This is a genomic window from Phaeodactylibacter sp., from assembly GCF_022763345.1.
Taxonomy (GTDB): domain Bacteria; phylum Bacteroidota; class Bacteroidia; order Chitinophagales; family Saprospiraceae; genus Phaeodactylibacter.
This window is the reverse complement of sequence record NZ_JALEGS010000074.1, coordinates 18310-34984: the sequence shown is the minus strand read 5'-3', so window position 1 is coordinate 34984 and position 16675 is coordinate 18310. Positions and strand designations below refer to the sequence as shown.

General features: G+C 51.9%; 12 protein-coding genes. 5 read left to right on the top strand and 7 right to left on the bottom strand.

What is annotated here, in order from left to right; all coding sequences use genetic code 11:
* Positions 1–9: 9 nt before the first annotated feature.
* Positions 10–1254 carry a DEAD/DEAH box helicase gene (locus MRY86_RS20100; protein ID WP_293567707.1) on the bottom strand — a complete coding sequence of 415 codons (1245 nt, stop codon included), beginning with the start codon at positions 1252–1254 and terminating at the stop codon, positions 10–12.
* 157 nt (positions 1255–1411) lie between these two features.
* Here MRY86_RS20100 and MRY86_RS20095 point away from each other — a divergent pair, with 157 nt between their 5' ends.
* The gene (locus tag MRY86_RS20095) at positions 1412–4591 is read left to right on the top strand and encodes a hypothetical protein (protein ID WP_293571845.1); all 3180 of its coding nucleotides are present in this window, start codon (positions 1412–1414) and stop codon (positions 4589–4591) included.
* A gap of 87 nt (positions 4592–4678) precedes the next feature.
* Here the strand turns inward: MRY86_RS20095 and MRY86_RS20090 are convergent, their stop codons facing one another.
* The 3 genes from MRY86_RS20090 to MRY86_RS20080 form a co-directional block, all read right to left on the bottom strand.
* Entirely contained in the window at positions 4679–5395 is a 717-nt protein-coding gene (locus MRY86_RS20090) for a helix-hairpin-helix domain-containing protein (RefSeq protein WP_293567711.1), read from the bottom strand.
* A gap of 884 nt (positions 5396–6279) precedes the next feature.
* Entirely contained in the window at positions 6280–7467 is a 1188-nt protein-coding gene (locus MRY86_RS20085) for a C1 family peptidase (RefSeq protein WP_293567713.1), read from the bottom strand.
* A 100-nt stretch (positions 7468–7567) separates the two neighbouring features.
* On the bottom strand, positions 7568–8383 hold the full coding sequence (locus tag MRY86_RS20080; RefSeq protein ID WP_293567715.1) for a hypothetical protein: 816 nt from the start codon (positions 8381–8383) through the stop codon (positions 7568–7570).
* Between the two features lie 225 nt (positions 8384–8608).
* On the opposite strand from MRY86_RS20080, the gene MRY86_RS20075 reads away from it, so the two are divergent.
* Positions 8609–10114 (top strand): VWA domain-containing protein, encoded by a 1506-nt coding sequence (locus tag MRY86_RS20075; RefSeq protein WP_293567717.1) that lies wholly within the window; start codon positions 8609–8611, stop codon positions 10112–10114.
* Here MRY86_RS20075 and MRY86_RS20070 read toward each other — a convergent pair.
* Positions 10111–12015, bottom strand: a complete 1905-nt coding sequence (locus MRY86_RS20070) for a PAS domain S-box protein (RefSeq protein ID WP_293567719.1) — start codon at positions 12013–12015, stop codon at positions 10111–10113. The genes MRY86_RS20075 and MRY86_RS20070 overlap by 4 nt on opposite strands.
* A 281-nt stretch (positions 12016–12296) precedes the next feature.
* Here MRY86_RS20070 and MRY86_RS20065 point away from each other — a divergent pair, with 281 nt between their 5' ends.
* Positions 12297–12560, top strand: coding sequence for a thioredoxin family protein (locus MRY86_RS20065; RefSeq protein WP_044224282.1), 264 nt, complete (start codon positions 12297–12299; stop codon positions 12558–12560).
* Between the two features lie 47 nt (positions 12561–12607).
* Positions 12608–12964: a response regulator gene (locus MRY86_RS20060; protein ID WP_293567724.1), complete on the top strand. Its 357-nt coding sequence runs from the start codon at positions 12608–12610 to the stop codon at positions 12962–12964.
* On the opposite strand, the gene MRY86_RS20055 is transcribed toward MRY86_RS20060, so the two are convergent.
* A complete protein-coding gene (locus MRY86_RS20055) occupies positions 12961–13431 on the bottom strand; it encodes a nucleoside triphosphate pyrophosphohydrolase family protein (protein ID WP_293567726.1) in 471 nt (156 codons plus the stop codon). The genes MRY86_RS20060 and MRY86_RS20055 overlap by 4 nt on opposite strands.
* A gap of 176 nt (positions 13432–13607) precedes the next feature.
* On the opposite strand from MRY86_RS20055, the gene MRY86_RS20050 reads away from it, so the two are divergent.
* Positions 13608–15011 carry a decarboxylase gene (locus MRY86_RS20050; protein WP_044224288.1) on the top strand — a complete coding sequence of 468 codons (1404 nt, stop codon included), beginning with the start codon at positions 13608–13610 and terminating at the stop codon, positions 15009–15011.
* Between the two features lie 6 nt (positions 15012–15017).
* Here the strand turns inward: MRY86_RS20050 and MRY86_RS20045 are convergent, their stop codons facing one another.
* Positions 15018–16670, bottom strand: coding sequence for an altronate dehydratase family protein (locus tag MRY86_RS20045; protein WP_293567729.1), 1653 nt, complete (start codon positions 16668–16670; stop codon positions 15018–15020).
* Positions 16671–16675: the final 5 nt, after the last annotated feature.

The following is a 16675-nucleotide window of genomic DNA, read 5'->3' as shown; positions in this document are numbered from 1 at the left end:
CTTTTGAAGCTACTTTTTTTTCTTTTTCCGCTTTTGCTCTGCTTCCAGATCTTCTATTTCAGAGAGCATGTCTTCTAAGCTCAACCCGGCATCTTCCGAAAGCAGGCGGGTGTTTTCGTATTCTCCCCGCTCTACATCCAGGACTTTGATCGCCTTGCCAATATAAGCTTCGATAGCCTCCAGCAGTTCCGCTTCATTAGGACTGCAGAAACTCAGCGCCTGCCCGCGGGCCTTACCCCGTCCCGTCCGCCCTACGCGGTGCACATAGTTTTCCGCCTGCTCTGGTAAGTCGTAGTTAATGACATAGGTTACACCGGGAATGTCAATGCCCCTTGCACTCACGTCAGTGGCAATGAGCACCCGTGTTGCCCCTTCCCGGAATTGCCGAAGTACAGCTGAACGGTCTTTCTGATCTTTGTCGCTGTGTATGGTCAGCGCCTGAATATCGACCCGCTCCATCGCTTTGGCGACCCGCTCGGCACGGACTTTGGTGCGGACGAAGACCAGGATTTTACTGTCGGGATTCTCTTTGATGATCCGCTCCAGAAAGAAGCGTTTGTCATCCATTTCTATCGCCGCTACGTAGTGGTCCACGTTTTTGGAAACCGGGTCCTTTGGCGAAATCTGAATGCGTATGGCCTGCTGATTGATTAGCGCGTAGGCCATTTTCTTAATGTGCAGGTTGATGGTAGCAGAGAAGAAAAGGGTCTGCCGTTTGGCCGGTAGTTTGCGGTGCAAGTCGCTAATGTCCTGCAAAAAACCCAGGTCCAGCATGTGGTCCGCTTCATCAAGCACCAGAATTTGAATGCGTTCGGGCCGCAGGTGCCCCTGACTGATCAGGTCGAAAAACCGCCCGGGAGTGGCAACGAGTACGTCCACACCTTTTTGAAGGGCCTCAATCTGAGGTTCCTGGTCCACCCCCCCAATAAGCGCCATGGTTTTTACGAGCGTATGGGCGCCGAGGTCCTGAAAGACTTTAGCTACTTGCAGGGCCAGCTCGTGGGTGGGCGTCATGACCAGGCAGCGCATGCCATCGTCTCTGCGGGCCTGCTGTTTTTGTACGTGCAGTTTGTGCAGGATAGGTATGGCAAAGGCAGCCGTTTTTCCCGTACCGGTTTGGGCAACAGCCAGCACGTCCTCTCCTTTGAGAATGCCGGGTATGGACTTATACTGAATATCGGTGGGCCGTTTAAGCCCGGCTTTTTCAATCCCTTTTTGTAGCTGTGGATGTAGGTTGTAGTCCTTAAACTTCATGTACTGCCTGTTTGACTTCGAAGGTACAATAAAAACTATTGGATTTCGTGCTTCGGCAGTCCTGTAGTGTATGTCATGCTGCCGTCAGGTCTGAGACTGCGATTGTGGGAAACCCCGGAGAACCCGTATTTTACCTTTCAAAACGAAAAAGCACCTTATGCAAATGATTCAAAAGTTAAGCTGGCTGTTGGTTTTCAGCCTTAGTGTTTTATCCTTTCCTTTATCCGGTCAGAATATCGACCTGGACCACTTTGAAGCCCTTGCGCCCCGCAGTATTGGCCCTGCTGGGATGAGCGGGCGGGTCACCACCATTGATGTAGTAAATGCTCAGCCTAACCGTATCTACATCGGCACTGCATCGGGCGGTGTCTGGTACTCCGGCAGCGGTGGCATCAAGTGGGAGCCTGTATTTGAGGATGCGCCTCTGCAGTCCATCGGCGCCCTGGCGATCAATCAGGATAATCCCGATGAAATTTGGGTGGGTACAGGCGAAGGCAACCCCCGGAACTCCCACAATAGCGGCGCGGGCATTTTCAAATCCATCGATGGGGGCAAAAACTGGAAGCGGATGGGGCTGGAAAACACCCGCACCATCCACCGGATCATTATCCATCGCGACAATCCGGATGTGGTGTACGCCGCTGCACTGGGCTCCGCCTGGGGCTCAAATCCGGAACGGGGCGTTTTCCGGACCGAAGACGGAGGAGAGACCTGGGAAAAAGTCCTGTTTGTCAATGACTCCACGGGCTGTGCGGATTTGGTGGTGGACCCCTCCAATCCGAACAAGCTGATTGCTGCCATGTGGGAATTCGGGCGTAAGCCCTGGTTTTTCAATTCTGGTGGCGAAGGTTCCGGCCTCTACGTATCCTTTGACGGTGGAGACAGCTGGGAAGAACGGACTTCAGAGGATGGCCTGCCAAAAGGAGACCTCGGGCGCATGGGGCTGGCGATTGCCCCTTCTAAGCCTAATATCGTTTATGCGTTGATCGAGGCGAAGAAAAACGGATTTTACAAATCTACGGACGGCGGCTTCAAGTGGAAACTGGTCTCCACCGAAGATATTGGCAATCGGCCTTTTTACTATGCCGATATCTTCGCAGACCCTAAGAACGAAAACCGGATTTTCAACCTTTGGTCCTATCTGTCTAAATCGGAAGATGGTGGCAAGACTTTTGAAGGCTTTGGCCGGGGCACCCACCCGGACCACCACGCTTTTTGGGTGCACCCCGAGAACCCTGCCTACATGATCGAAGGGAATGACGGCGGCCTGAATATCAGCCACGACGGCGGTGACACCTGGCGCTTTGTGCAAACTCTGCCCCTGGCGCAGTTTTACCACATTAGTGTGGATATGGATGTCCCTTACCATATCGCCGGCGGTATGCAGGACAACGGTTCCTGGGTGGGCCCCAGTTCGGTTTGGGAATACGGCGGCATTCAGAATACAGATTGGCAGGAGGTCTACTTTGGCGATGGCTTTGATGTGGTCTTCCGGCCCGATAACAACCGTTACGTATACGCCATGTCACAGGGTGGCAATGTGTCCTATATCGACCGGGAGACAGGCAAAAGCCGTTTCGTCAAGCCGGTACATCCGGAAGGGGAGGAGCTGCGCTTCAACTGGAATGCGGCTATCGCACAAAACCCCTTCCACGATTGTGGGGTGTATTTCGGCAGTCAGTATGTGCACAAAAGCATGGACTGTGGCCTGACCTGGGAAATCATTTCCCCTGACCTCACCACCAACGACTCCACTAAGCAGCGGCAGTTTGAAAGCGGCGGGCTGACCATCGATGATACCCGGGCGGAGAATTTTACCAATATTCTGGCTATCGCTCCCAGCCCGGTGGCCGAAGACGTGATTTGGGTGGGCACAGATGACGGCCACCTGCAGCTTACCCGGGACGGCGGCAAAACCTGGACAGAATTGAGCAGCCGCCTGCCCGGTGCCCGCCCCGGGAGCTGGATCCCCTATATCGAAGTCTCAGCAAGCGATGCCGGTGAAGCCTTTGTCATCGTCAATGATTACCGCCGCAACGACTGGCGCCCGATGGCTTACCATACGACCGACTTTGGAGCAACTTTTGACCGAATTGTAGATGAAGACCAAGTGGAAGGGCACGCGCTGTCTATCGTGCAGGACCCTGATGCTCCCAGTCTGCTGTGGCTGGGCACAGATTACGGGCTATACTTCAGCCTGAACGGCGGAGCAGACTGGCAGCAGTGGGATCAGGGCTTTCCGGCCACACCGGTACGTGATCTCAAAATCCATCCCAGGGACAAAGATTTGATTATCGGCACTTTCGGGCGTGCGGCCTGGGTACTGGACGATACCCGCCCGATGCAGGAGATTGCCAGGACAGAAGGCGGCGTTCTACAGGATACGTTCCGCACCTTTCCGGTCCCCGATGCGTACCTGGCTAATTACAAAAGCTACGAAGGCTCTCATTTTCCGGCAGACGGAGAATTCAGCGGGAAAAACCGCTCGCCTTACGCCCGGATTACCGTTTGGCAAAAACCAGCTGAGGAAGAAGAAGCTGATGAGGAGAAAGAAAAGGTGGACAAGCAGGAGGCTGAAGAAGAGACTCAGGAGGAAGGCCGGAAACTGGGCAAGAAAGCCCAAATCGTCGTGTTTGACATGGCAGGCGACACCATTCGCCGGTTTTCAGAAAAGCTTAAGCCCGGCATGAACCGCTTTACTTGGGACCTGCGTACCGAGGGTGTGCGATTCCCTTCCCGGCGGGCGGCGAAGCCTGACAGCGATCCACCACGGGGGTATCAGGTACTCCCCGGTGAATACAAGCTGGTCATCAGCAGTGGAGACTTTTCCGATTCCACAAAGGTACAGGTCCATGCCGATCCGAGGCTAGACGTTAATTTGGCCGATTTGCGGGCGGAGCACGCGGGCTATAAGGCGTTTTATGAGATGGTGGAAGAAGCGGAGGAAGCCTTCACTCGTCTTCAGGAGGCTCAAAAGACCATCAAAAGGGTGAACGAAGCGCTGGTCCATGCACCAGACAGTACGCTGAAGGCCATCAAAGCGCAAGGTAAGGTACTACAGGACAGCATCACGCAGCTGGAAGAGTTGTATATGCTGCCGGAGGACTTCAAAGGCATCCGGCGATCGACCGGCTTGCTCAACAGTACTTTATATGGCGTTTACTCCTACCTGGAAGGCGTGCAGGGGACCCTGTCACCGATGGGCCAAATGAAGGTGGACCAGGCAAAAGTGCAGGTCCGGGAAGTGACGGATAGAGTGGAATCCTTCTTTGAAAACGACTTTGCCGCTTACCGCAAAACGGTGGAAGCTGTGCCATTCTCACTATTTAAAGAATAGGACCGGACAACAAAGCAGGAAAAGGAGAAGCCCCGTTGGTATATCAGACCGGCGGGGCTTCTTTTCGTTTAGGAATGATGCGGAAAGTTACTTTTTGGTGCGCTTTCCGCCTTTGAGCTCCTTTTGAAGTTCCTCCAGTTTCTCCCATTCGCCAGCGTTTGCCAGTTTGGCCTGCTCCATCCAGGTAGCCGGATCGTGCATTTTGTAGCGAGGGCCAGCTGTGGTCAGTACTTCCTGTACTTTTGTCTTTTTTGCGGTAGCGAGGTCCTTGAAGGTCTTGATGCCTGCTTCGGCCAGCAGGGTAGCGATTTTTGGGCCAATGCCTTCAATTTTCTTAAGGTCATCAGTTGCTGTCTTCTTTGCAGCGGCTTTTTTAGGTGCTGCTTTTTTAGCAGGTGCTGCTTTCTTTGTCGCCGCTTTTGCCGGCGCAGCTTTCTTGGCTGTTTTTTTGGCAGGAGCTGCCTTTTCAGCTTTGGCAGGGGCTGCTTTGGGCTGTTCTTCCAGCACCACTACAGAGTTGTCGATGCCAGAGTAAGGAGAAGGAATGTAGCCATCGGCCTGGTGGTCATTTTCCCAGTAGGCTTCATCGATGAGGTAGCGGAACTGGTACTGACGGCCGGTTTCCAGTTCGAGTACGGCTTTGTACTCGTCCTTTGCGGCTTTCATTTTTGGAGCGGATTCAGGGCTCCAGTTGTTGAAGTCACCGAGAAGTTTTACTTCCTTAGCGCCGTTCACGGCATGGGCAGGCAGGCTGAAGGTTACTTTACAGACTGGCTTAGTTTTCAGATACTGTTTCTTAAGCATGGTTATAAGTTTTTTGATAGTGTTTGGTTTACACTAAGGTGCAAAGCTATTACAAAAATAGTTTTAATTCAATGCTTGTACAAAGATAATTGCCTGATTATCAATAGACGGTTGTAAGGGATGGACAACAAAGACATGGTCGCTAAGGGGAGGCTCGGAACAAAAAGTGTAGATTGGCAGTTTCCTCCGTTTTCTTTTTTTAAGCGACCGCTCCTTTCCGAATTTACTACGGTTTTAAAAAAGTGGATTCAGGACAGGGAGTTCAGGCAAAAAATAATTTCTTATTTAGATTTTTTTTATCTAACTTTACACTTGTCTTAAGAACCCAATCAAAAGACGCAACACAAAAACTCACCGGCTTTCAAGCCACTCTTTTACCTACAATAAGTAAGGACTATTTATTTAGTATCCTGTAATTATTATACACCCTTGATTTTGCGGAAAAAGCGCCTAAAACCCTAAATTAAAAGCGCAGGCGGTCTATTGTGTACCTCCCCCTATGCCAAATAAGACCTAATTATTTTACGCAAATTATAATCCACCTACAAATTAATACTGAAGTTACAACTGCTGTAGCCGTACGCTTAATCGTGTACACTATACCGGTTGGCGTTGGTCATACCTTTGGGTAAGGGACCGAGATGAAGATTTATTCTGCCTGCTTAGCGGCGAGGCCAAACGATCTGGAGCTGAACAATACTACTTAAACCTAAGAACTCCAGCAGACACTATGAAATAATTTTAGCCGCTACTTTACGGATGCCTGCCTTGCGCAGTGCATCCGTTTTTTCTTCCAAACATAGCCTTAAAATTCAATGCCCCCACACCCGCCTTGAGGCAGGGTGCAGGGGCATTATCTACTACATGCAACCCGCATTTGGAGCTTACATGCTAAGCTTTTTACGCAGGCTTGCCGGTATGCCTTCCTTATGGAGCAGGAACGACAGGGTCTTAAAACGAACGTAGTTTTTGCTCACGTACAGATAACCTTCGTAGTCGTTGCCCGTACCCCAGGAGTTCTTCACCAGATACCATTCCTTGCCGTTTTGATCTTTGGAGATGCCCACAATCTGCATGCCGTGGTCATCTGTGGTGGTATAGTTGTCATAAGCTTCCTGGCGCATTTCCACTGTGATTGCTGCTTCCGGCTTGGGTCCGTTGAAGAGTTGTTCCCGCTCTTCGGCAGACATATCGGCGTAGTCCTGCTCGGGCACAAATGCAATACCGTTCTTCCAGGAGAAGTACTTTTCGCTTACATCTGCTGCCCATGAAATGGAGTACCCATTTTCCAAGGCGTGGTCAATGATGGTGATCATGTCTTCCATGGCCACGTTGTACGACTCCCCGTAGGTCCAGTTGTCCGGCACCAGGATGACACACTTTTCGTAAAGAGGGTGATGGGTCCAGCTGGTGACCTGCACATAGTCATTGGCTTCAACGCCCACGACTTCTTTTGCAAACGACTTTGGGGTATAAGTCTTGCCCATGTATTCAAACGACTCTGGGTGTTCGCCCAGGTAAACATCCAGGACTTTGTTGTAGGCTTCTTTCCAAGCAGGGGAGAGGCGTTTGTTTTTATTCGCGATGACGGCATCAAGCATGCCTTTCAGGATCGCTTCCATCTCGCCGTGGCGGTTGTAGTCGTACCCATAGTTCAGGCCGGCATAGGCAGACTGAGGCACGGCCCCATATTTGCCGTACATATCGATCACATCCGGCAGTGCACCGCCCTGCCCGAAGTTCAGGTTGCCGTGAAGGCGCACGTAGCGGTCGGCTTTTTCTTCATAGGTATTGCGCACGGTGAACATTTCGGCCAGATCTACCGGCTCTTTACCCATGCGGATCATTTCGGACTCCAGAAAGGAGTTAGAGCTGTAGCTCCAACAGGTGCCGGATGCGCCCTGATTTTTCACGGAAGTACGCTCCAGGTCCACCACAGGTGTCCATTGGAAGCCGGCTTTGGCGTTTTCACTTTGGTTGTTTTTTACCTTGTTGATGAGGTCTACCTGAGCTCCTGCGGGCAGAGCCAACAGGAAGGCGAACAGGATAATCAGGATTGGATTGAGCTTCATGATTTATCTTTTGATGTTTCGGCGGAAAATAAGGAAATCTGCCGAAAAGACCTATGCATTTGCTTACCCCACCTGCCTTTAAACATCTACAGTGGCTTGCTTATGCTACCGCTTCCACATCTTCTGACATAGGAACTTTCGATTCCAGGTCGCATTCTTCATGCATGACAATGGTTGCAGCTACAGCCGCAATGAGCGGGGCGACCACCGGGCCAAGTACCGGCACCCAGAAAAGCAACCGGACTACGATGCCAATTGCGAGGTTGATGCCCAGGTTCTCTTTGGCTTTTTTAAAGCTTTCGTTTATGCTCAGACCATACTGTTCCTGATAGTTATCTACGACTGAAAAGCCAAGGAAGAAAGCTTCAATCACGAAAAGAAATCCCGGTTTCAGGAAGTCCAGGAATTCAAAAATCCCGAAGAAAATCTTGACCGGTATGGCCACTAGTAGTGTCATCAGCCAGGCAAAACCACTGACGATCAGCATCCGGATTTGGGCATTCAGAAAATCTCCAAATGCGGCCTTGCTGTCCCTGCCTGCAATGAGGCGCAGGGTCTGACGGGAGGCATGGAAAATGATGACCTCTAGCAGGACGAGCATGAGGAAGCGGCTACCGCTGTCCGTCAGAAAGCCGATACTGTTGTCGTAAAGATTTTGGGCAAAAGAGGTCACTCCGGAAAAAGACAGTGCTATGGCATTCTCGTTGAAGCCTTCAAAGAATTCCAGGGCATCGCCAATCATATTGAGCCCCACCAGAATGGCCACAAAAGTAAGGATACGGGAAAACCATCCATAAGTCCAGAATCCCTCCCATACGCGCTCTCTGAGAATAAACCGTACGGCGGCGGGAAAACTCACTACCGTGTACCGGAATTGTTCTGCCTCTTCTTTATAGTCGATGTCTTTCCACTTCATGGTGTCGGGTTTGAAAGAAATCTAAAGTACAGAACAATCGGTCAATAGAAAAAGGTTTTCGCTGAAAATGGCACGCTTTTGGACCAACAACCCAACCCTTTTGGGCCGGGCATACGACTCACACCATATACCTGTTACGGATGGCCTACCTTAAGTGCCGCAAGGGGCGTTTCATGTCATAGGCTGCGAGGCCATTCATCAACAGTAAACTAAACCGAAACCATTATGCATAAGTATCTTGTATTATTTCTGGCTACTGCCCTGCTTTGGGGATGTTCTTTAGACGAAAGCGATGAGCCCGGGCGGTACAGCGACAGTACCCTTATAAACGGTGTTAACGGAGCAGGAGGGCCTTACATTAACTATGATGTTACGGGTGAGCAGTACGCCGAAATCATCGAAAACCCCTTCATCGCCACTGCCGAAGAACCCACTTCCACCTTCTCCATTGATGCGGACGGCGCTTCCTACAGCAATGCCCGCCGTTTTCTGACCGATGGCATTATGCCGCCCCCGGATGCTTTGCGTACCGAGGAGCTCATCAATTACTTCGACTACGACTACCCCCAGCCTGAGGGCCCAGACCCGATCGGGCTAAACGGAGAAGTCAGCCGTTGTCCCTGGGCGCCGGCCCATAAACTGGTCCGTATTGGCATAAAGGGTCAAACCATTGAGGAGGAGGATATCCCGCCTTCCAACCTGGTTTTTTTAATTGACGTTTCCGGTTCCATGGGGAGTGCAAGGAAACTGCCGCTTTTGCAGGAAGCCTTCAAACTACTGGCACAGGAGCTTACTGCCGAAGACCGTGTCGCTATCGTCACCTATGCCGGACAGGCGGGTGTGGCTTTGCCTTCCACGGCAGGGGATCAGACCGAGACGATTATCAACGCCATCGAAGGGCTGACCTCCGGTGGCAGCACTGCGGGCGCTGATGGCATCAATACGGCTTACGAAATTGCCCTGGATAACTACATTGAAGAAGGCAATAACCGGGTAATACTGGCTACCGATGGCGATTTCAATGTCGGGCCATCGAGTACGGATGAATTGGTGCAACTCATTGAAGAGAAGCGGGAGCAGGGCGTCTTCCTGACCGTCCTGGGCTTCGGTACCGGCAATTTAAACGATCAGCTCATGGAGCAAATCGCCAACAACGGGAATGGCACTTACGAATACATTGACAATCAGCAACAAGCGGAGAAAGTCCTGGTGGAAGAGCTCGGCAAGCTATATACTGTAGCCAAAGACGTAAAAGTCCAGGTCACCTTCAACACGAATTTGGTAGAAGCCTATCGTTTGATCGGCTACGAAAACCGTTTGCTGGACAACGAAGACTTTGAGGACGATGAAGCAGACGGAGGGGAGATCGGTTCCGGGCAGGCCATTACAGCACTTTACGAAATCAAGCCAGCCGGTGGTGGTGGGAGCAGCTTTGGCGTCCCTACATTTACCATCGAATTCCGGTACAAAGACCCCACTTCGGATGTTAGCCAGCTGATCTCTTTAGACATCCCTGATCAAAGCGCAACCTTTGATCAGGCATCTGAGCATATGCGGTTTGCGGCTGGGGTAGCCAGTTTTGGGCTGCTAATGCGGGATTCAGAATACAAAGGGCAAACCAGTTATGATGAGATTTATAACTGGTGCTCCGGTGCAATGACTTACGACCCGGGCGGGTACCGGCAGGAATTGTTAGAACTCATTGAAAAAGCGAATGAACTTAGTGACTAATCGCCTACGGGCACTTCAAAGAAAAAAGTAGTGCCCTTGCCTTCTACGCTTTCAAAACCGATGCTGCCACCCAGCAGCTCCAGGTAGCGGTGCACGATATTCAGGCCCAGCCCGGTGCCTTGGATATTGACGGCATTATCGGCCCGGAAGAAGCGGCTGAACAAGTGTTTTTGGTCGCTCTCCGGGATGCCGATGCCCTCGTCCCGCACCTTAACTTTGAGCGTGCCTTGCTCAAGCCGGGCCGTCAGCCATACGGTTGAGCCGGCATCGGAATATTTGATGGCATTCGACAGTAGGTTGAGCATGATGTTTTTGAGGATTTTTTTATCGATCATCACCTTCTCGCCCAGGTCCTCGAAGTCCCGGACCACGCTTTGTTCTTTTTTCAAAAGGACATGCACGTCATCAACGGACTCTTCGAGCAATTCCGGCAGGCTGACCGGAGAAGGCACGTTGCTGATTTTACCCTCTTCCAGTTTGCTCAGGGAGAGGAAATCGCCCAGGATGCCGGTTAGGTTAGTCACGGCAGACTGAATGCGGCGCAGGTGTTTTTCGCGTTTGGGCTGTTGGGTAGTATCCGTGTATAGCTTGACCAGTTCAGAGGAAGAAGCAATGGTCGTAAGGGGGGTACGGAATTCGTGTGAAGCCATAGAGACGAAGCGCGATTTGAGTTCGCTCAGTTCTTTTTCCCGTTCGAGTGCTTGTCGCAGTTCCTCCTCGTTTTGCCTCAGGGCTTCCTCTGCGGCCCGCCTTTCCTTGATTTGCTCTTCCAGTTTGAGGTTGGACTGAAGGAGTTTGTTGACCACCTCGGTCAGCTTTTCCGTTCGTTCTTCGACTTTTTGCTCCAGCTCCCGGTTAAGATTGATGATTTCTTCTTTAGCCTTATGTTCTTCGGTCAGGTCGTGGATAACGCCGGTGAACAGCAGCCCAACCTCTGTTTCAATGCGGCTGACCCCAAGCCGGAAAGGGAATAATTCGCCGTTTTTGCGTTTTCCCTGTACTTCCCGGCCCACGCCAATAATTTGCCCTTCGCCAGTAGCCATATAGTTTTGGAGGTAGCCATCGTGGGCACTACGGTGGGGCTCCGGCATGAGCATGCTTATGTTTTGCCCAAGCATTTCCTCAGCCTGGTATCCAAATAGCTGGCTTGTGGCTTCATTAGTCATTTGAATCTGGCCCCGGTGGTCAATAATGATGATACCGTCCACAGCATTGCCAATAATCGCTTCCAGGGTGTTGCGGCTCTCCTTTAAGGCGCGGGCATTTACATTTTGCTGGGTGATATCCTGCAAGAGGACTAAAATAATGCTTTCATCTAAAGTGGGGATGAGACTGGTGGTCGCTTTGAGGCAGACCGGTTGGCCATCCGGAGTAGTCAGGTGTACCTGAAAGGATTGTTCCTGGTCCCATCGGATGCCGGAGAGCTGGGTTTTAAGCTTTTGGCTCAAGACGCTGTCCGGATGGAGTACTTCCGCTTCTGTAGGCACATTTATCAGGTCGAGCAGCCGCTGATTACAGGTGAGCGGCATTTGCTGATCGAGGTTATAAACCACGAGGCCAGTAGGGATCCACTCAAACATATGACGGTAGAGCTCCAGCCCTTTGGTTATAGAGTCACGGAGGTGGAGGACTAAAAAATAAAGGCTCTGCTCCTTTTCCCATCCCCCCCTGAGGGTATAGGCTACGGTATGGGCATATTCTTCGTGCTCAATGGTCGTTAGGCCATGCTGTTCTTGCGCAGAGAACGTCTCGGGTATCTCAAGGACAGGTATGAAATCACGGATATTTTTGCCTTTCACGGATTGGGCATCTACACCAAGGATACGGGCAGCAGAGGCATCTACGCCAAGGATAAGCCCATCCGGGCGGACGGTAGCCAAACCGCTTATTTGCTGGCTCATAAAGCGCTCAAAGAGAAGCGGCGTTCGATGTGATGGTTGACTATGGTTGGGTGTATCTGACATTTCTGCTTAAACGTTACCGGTGCGTAAATATAAACGCCTGTGGGTAAAAAGCCAATACCGGAGCACTTTATATCAGAAACTGTTATTAATGGCAGTGTCCGGAATCAAGCTTGCCGAAGGGGGCAGGCTGATATAATTCAAATACCTACCTGACTTATGTCATAAGTACCGTACGGCCTTTTTGTGCACCTTGCTGCCAGATTAAAAACCGAAGGAGCATGAATAAGATATTAGTACTAGGCTTGGGCAATAGTCGCCACCGGCAGCTTTTCCGGCAGCTGGAAGACGTTGTCCGGGAGCTGGACCTGACTGCTCCGATAGAACAGGTGATGGACGTAGAGACGATCCTGGCCTCAGGCGTCAGTTCCATACCTGCCATTATTGTGAACGGCAAGGTCTTTTTTGACGGCAAAACCAATCCAACACGAGCAGAACTTCGACGCCTTTTTTTAAGCGTTTTAGCCAGCCCCAGTGAGCATTAGCTACAGGGGGGCACTTCCATTTTTCAACTTGGCCACAAAGGAGTTCAATGAAGAAAATATTGCTGGTAGAAGACACGCCTACGATCCGGGAAAACCTTACCGAGTACCTGGAACTAAGCGGTCATGATGTAGTAGTGGCAACCAACGGGCAGGAGGGCTGGGCTTTCCTGCAGGCGGAACAGCCGGACCTCGTCATCTGCGATGTGAAAATGCCGTTACTGAACGGATTCGAAATTAAAGAACGCGCCAATCAGGACAAGGCGCTTAAAGACATTCCCTTTATCTTCCTGTCTGCAGCGGCTCAGAAAGCGGATGTCGCCAGAGGGCAAACCCTCGGGGCAGTCGCTTACCTGACTAAGCCTTTTGATATGAAGGACCTGCTGAGCTGGGTAGACAAAGTTTAAGGTTTTAGTATCGCTTGCAGGTCGGCAGGAGAGTAGGCAACGGACTTCAGGGTCTTGTTGTCTTCCTTCCGGTAGACCAGAAAGCGCCCGTCCTCCTCCACGACATAGCTGTCGAAGCCACGCTCGGTTTTATAGTAGGCCATCGTCTGCTCCGCTTCCTCCCGGGTGCTGCAGGCCTTGCTCATATTTGAACGCTGCACCTCCTCAAACAGGGCTTTGAACTTATCCGCCAGCCCAAATTCCAGGATGGCTCCCGAAAGCACGTACTGAATGTCACAAAGCGCATCGGCGATTTCCGTAAGATCGCGGTCGGCAATAGCCTGCTCCAGCTCCTTTACTTCTTCTGCCAGCAGACTGACCCGGAGCTTGCAGCGGGTTTCATCCGGAATGGTGGGCGCCGGCTCTATGGGGTGCTTAAAAGTACGGTGGAAGGCAGCAACTTGCCGAAGTGCATCTGGGTGGTCCATATCGTCTGATTTTGCCCAAAAGTATTATTTTTCGGGCAACTTTCCGGAGCGCCCTGCCCAATCTCCGAATATTAGTTTGGCTTTGAAAACAATTAATAGGCTTTCGCGCTTCCATATTGGCGTAAGTCGACTAATTTTGCGCTGTTTTTTGTCCAATTATCATTAAACCAGAAGCATTGGCTGCAACCAACCGATACTTTGACCTCATCGATCAGACCTTCTACTTCCCGCAGGAGGGCTTTGATCTGGAAGATGGCAACCTGTTGTTCAACGGGGTCCCGCTTCGTTACCTCATTCAGAAATACGGCACTCCCCTTAAGCTGACGTATCTGCCCAAAATTGGTTCGCAGATCAAAAAAGCCCGGAATATGTTTACCCGGGCTATGAAGGCAATGGGCTACCGTGGCAAGTACCACTACTGCTACTGCACCAAAAGCAGCCACTTCAGCCATGTGCTCAATGAGGTGTTGCGGCATGGCGTGGAGATAGAAACCTCCTCGGCATTCGATATTGACCTCATCCGCCGCCTGCACAAGCGGGGCCGGCTGCAGAAGGAAACCATTATCGTTTGCAACGGCTTTAAAACCCGGGGCTATCTCGAGCGCATCGCTGCCCTTATCAACGATGGCTTTGAGAATGTCATTCCGGTCTGCGATAATATGGCGGAGCTGGACTTCTACGAGCAGCACGTGAAAGGAGTCTGCAAAATTGGCTTGCGCGTGGCTACAGAAGAGGAGCCCAACTTTGAGTTTTATACCTCCCGCCTCGGCATCCGGCACGCGGATGTCCTGCGCTTTTTTGAGGAGCGTGTTAAGAACAACGATAAGTTCCAGCTCAAAATGCTCCACTTTTTTGTGGACACGGGTATCAAGGACTCCCTCTACTACTGGGGCGAACTGAAGAAAGCCATCAAATTGTACTGCGAGCTGAAGCGCAACAGTCAGGACCTTAAGGCCATCAATATCGGTGGGGGAATGCCTATCCGCAATTCTCTGGGCTTTGAGTTCGACTACAAATACATGGTCAAGGAAATCGTAGGCCTCATTTCGCAGGCCTGTGAGGAAGAGGAAATTCCGGAGCCGGATATTTTCACCGAATTTGGCAAGTACACGGTAGGGGAGAGCGGCGCGACCATCTTCTCTGTCCTCGGCCAAAAGCTACAGAACGATTCCGAGATGTGGTACATGATCGACAATTCCCTTATGACCACATTGCCCGATACCTGGGGCATCAGCGAGCGGTTCATCCTCCTGCCCATCAATAAATGGTACAACGACTACCGACGGGTAAACATCGGAGGGCTGAGCTGCGACAATTCCGACTACTACAACTCTGAGGTGCATGAAAGCCAGGTTTACCTGCCGGCCTTCCCTTCCACCGATGAGGAGCCGCTTTACCTGGGCTTCTTCCACACCGGCGCCTATCAGGATTCGATCAGCGGGTACGGTGGCATCAAGCATTGCCTGATCCCTTCGCCCAAGCATATTTTGGTGTACAAGGACGATCAGGGGAATCTCGTGGACGAGCTCTATCAGGCGGAGCAAAGCCCGGAAGCTATGCTGAAAATCCTGGGCTACTAGAGAAATTTACAATGAAACGCCCCGCTTCCAGGGGATAAAGTCGTCCTGTTGCAGCTGCATGGCTTTCGGGTCTGTTTCCCCGTTGGCTACCTCGATGATGAGCTCCAGCAGGGCTTCGCCTTTTGACACCAGGTTGTCTTCACCGGTGATGATGGTGCCCGCATCGATATCGATCAGGTCAGGCATTCGCCTGGCCAGTGCCGTATTTGTAGACATTTTGAGGGTGGGCGCTACGGGGTTGCCGGTGGGGGTGCCCAGCCCGGTGGTAAATACAATGATATTCGCTCCGGAGCCGGCCAGGCCGGTCGTGCTTTCCACATCATTACCAGGTGTACAAAGTAGGTTTAGCCCAGGCGTGAAGGCCTGCTCGGTGTAGTCGAGCACAGCGGTGACCGGTGAGGAGCCTCCTTTCTTCGCAGCCCCGGCGGACTTGATCGCGTCTGTAATCAATCCGTCCCGGATATTGCCCGGTGAGGGGTTCATATCAAAACCGGACCCCACTTCCGCTGCCCGGCGGGCGTAGGTCTGCATAAGGTCGTAAAACTTCTGCGCGGTTTGCTCATCCCGGCAGCGGTTCAACAGTTCCTGTTCCACGCCGTTCAGTTCCGGAAATTCAGATAGAATAGCGGTGCCGCCCATGGCCACCAGGATATCCGTAGCGTGGCCCAGCGCCGGATTGGCAGAAATACCAGAGAAGCCGTCCGAGCCGCCGCATTCCAACCCAAGGGTGAGTTTACTTAACGGTGCAGGCTCCCGTTGCGCCTTATCAGCCTGAATCAGGCCCACGAAGGTCTGCTTAACGACTTCGGCTATGAAGTGCCGTTCGGATTGACTTTGCTGTTGCTCCAAGATGAAGAGTGGACGGCTGTATTTGGGCGCTATACGTTGCAGGGCTTCCCGGAGGTGCGCGGCCTGTGCATGCTGACAGCCCAAACTGAGCACGGTTGCGCCTGCTACATTGGGATGGGCAATATAGCCAGCCAGCAACTGGCAGAGTGCTGTTGCATCTTCCCTTGTGCCCCCACAGCCTGCCTGATGGGTCAAAAACTTTATGCCATCCACTTGCGGAAACACCCGGTCTTCCTTCAGAGCAGCCCCTTCCCGGATGATTTCTTCCTGCAAGAGGGCGGCTTCATCTGCTCCCGACCGGTAGGCTTCCACGAGGCGGCGGGTGTCTACGGCAAACTGACGCTCCGTTACGTAGCCCAGTTCTGCCGTCATAGCTTCCCGTATGACCTGTATGTTTCGGTTTTCACAAAAGACCAGCGGAATGACCAGCCAGAAATTACGGGTGCCGACCCGTCCGTCTTCCCGGTGGAATCCCCGGAAGGTCCGCCCCTCAAAGCGGGAAATGTCTGGTTTTTCCCAATCGGCTGATCGTTCCGCCATGGTGAATGCTTCGGCAGCGTGCACCAGGTTTTCCGTTGTGATTTTCCCACCCGCAGGAATATCCCGGGTAGCCTTCCCTACAAGTACACCGTACATATATACCGCTTCGGCGGCTGATAGTGGCTGCAGGGTGAATTTGTGCTTGGCGGCAATGGGTTCTGCCAGCTTTACCACACCCCGGGGCGTATCCAGTTGTTGTGCTTCAGCAAGATCACGCAGGGCAACGCCTACATTATCTTTCGGATGTATAATCAGAAATGGGTCGTGCATTGCTG

Excerpts from the sequence above, each read along its gene's own strand:
- MRY86_RS20060 (WP_293567724.1), top strand. The coding sequence starts at position 12,608 with ATGAAGAAAATATTGCTGGTAGAAGACACGCCTACGATCCGGGAAAAC.
- MRY86_RS20095 (WP_293571845.1), top strand. The coding sequence starts at position 1,412 with ATGCAAATGATTCAAAAGTTAAGCTGGCTGTTGGTTTTCAGCCTTAGT.
- MRY86_RS20100 (WP_293567707.1), bottom strand. The coding sequence starts at position 1,254 with ATGAAGTTTAAGGACTACAACCTACATCCACAGCTACAAAAAGGGATT.
- MRY86_RS20045 (WP_293567729.1), bottom strand. The coding sequence starts at position 16,670 with ATGCACGACCCATTTCTGATTATACATCCGAAAGATAATGTAGGCGTT.
- MRY86_RS20090 (WP_293567711.1), bottom strand. The coding sequence starts at position 5,395 with ATGCTTAAGAAACAGTATCTGAAAACTAAGCCAGTCTGTAAAGTAACC.
- MRY86_RS20065 (WP_044224282.1), top strand. The coding sequence starts at position 12,297 with ATGAATAAGATATTAGTACTAGGCTTGGGCAATAGTCGCCACCGGCAG.
- MRY86_RS20055 (WP_293567726.1), bottom strand. The coding sequence starts at position 13,431 with ATGGACCACCCAGATGCACTTCGGCAAGTTGCTGCCTTCCACCGTACT.
- MRY86_RS20085 (WP_293567713.1), bottom strand. The coding sequence starts at position 7,467 with ATGAAGCTCAATCCAATCCTGATTATCCTGTTCGCCTTCCTGTTGGCT.
- MRY86_RS20075 (WP_293567717.1), top strand. The coding sequence starts at position 8,609 with ATGCATAAGTATCTTGTATTATTTCTGGCTACTGCCCTGCTTTGGGGA.
- MRY86_RS20080 (WP_293567715.1), bottom strand. The coding sequence starts at position 8,383 with ATGAAGTGGAAAGACATCGACTATAAAGAAGAGGCAGAACAATTCCGG.
- MRY86_RS20070 (WP_293567719.1), bottom strand. The coding sequence starts at position 12,015 with ATGAGCCAGCAAATAAGCGGTTTGGCTACCGTCCGCCCGGATGGGCTT.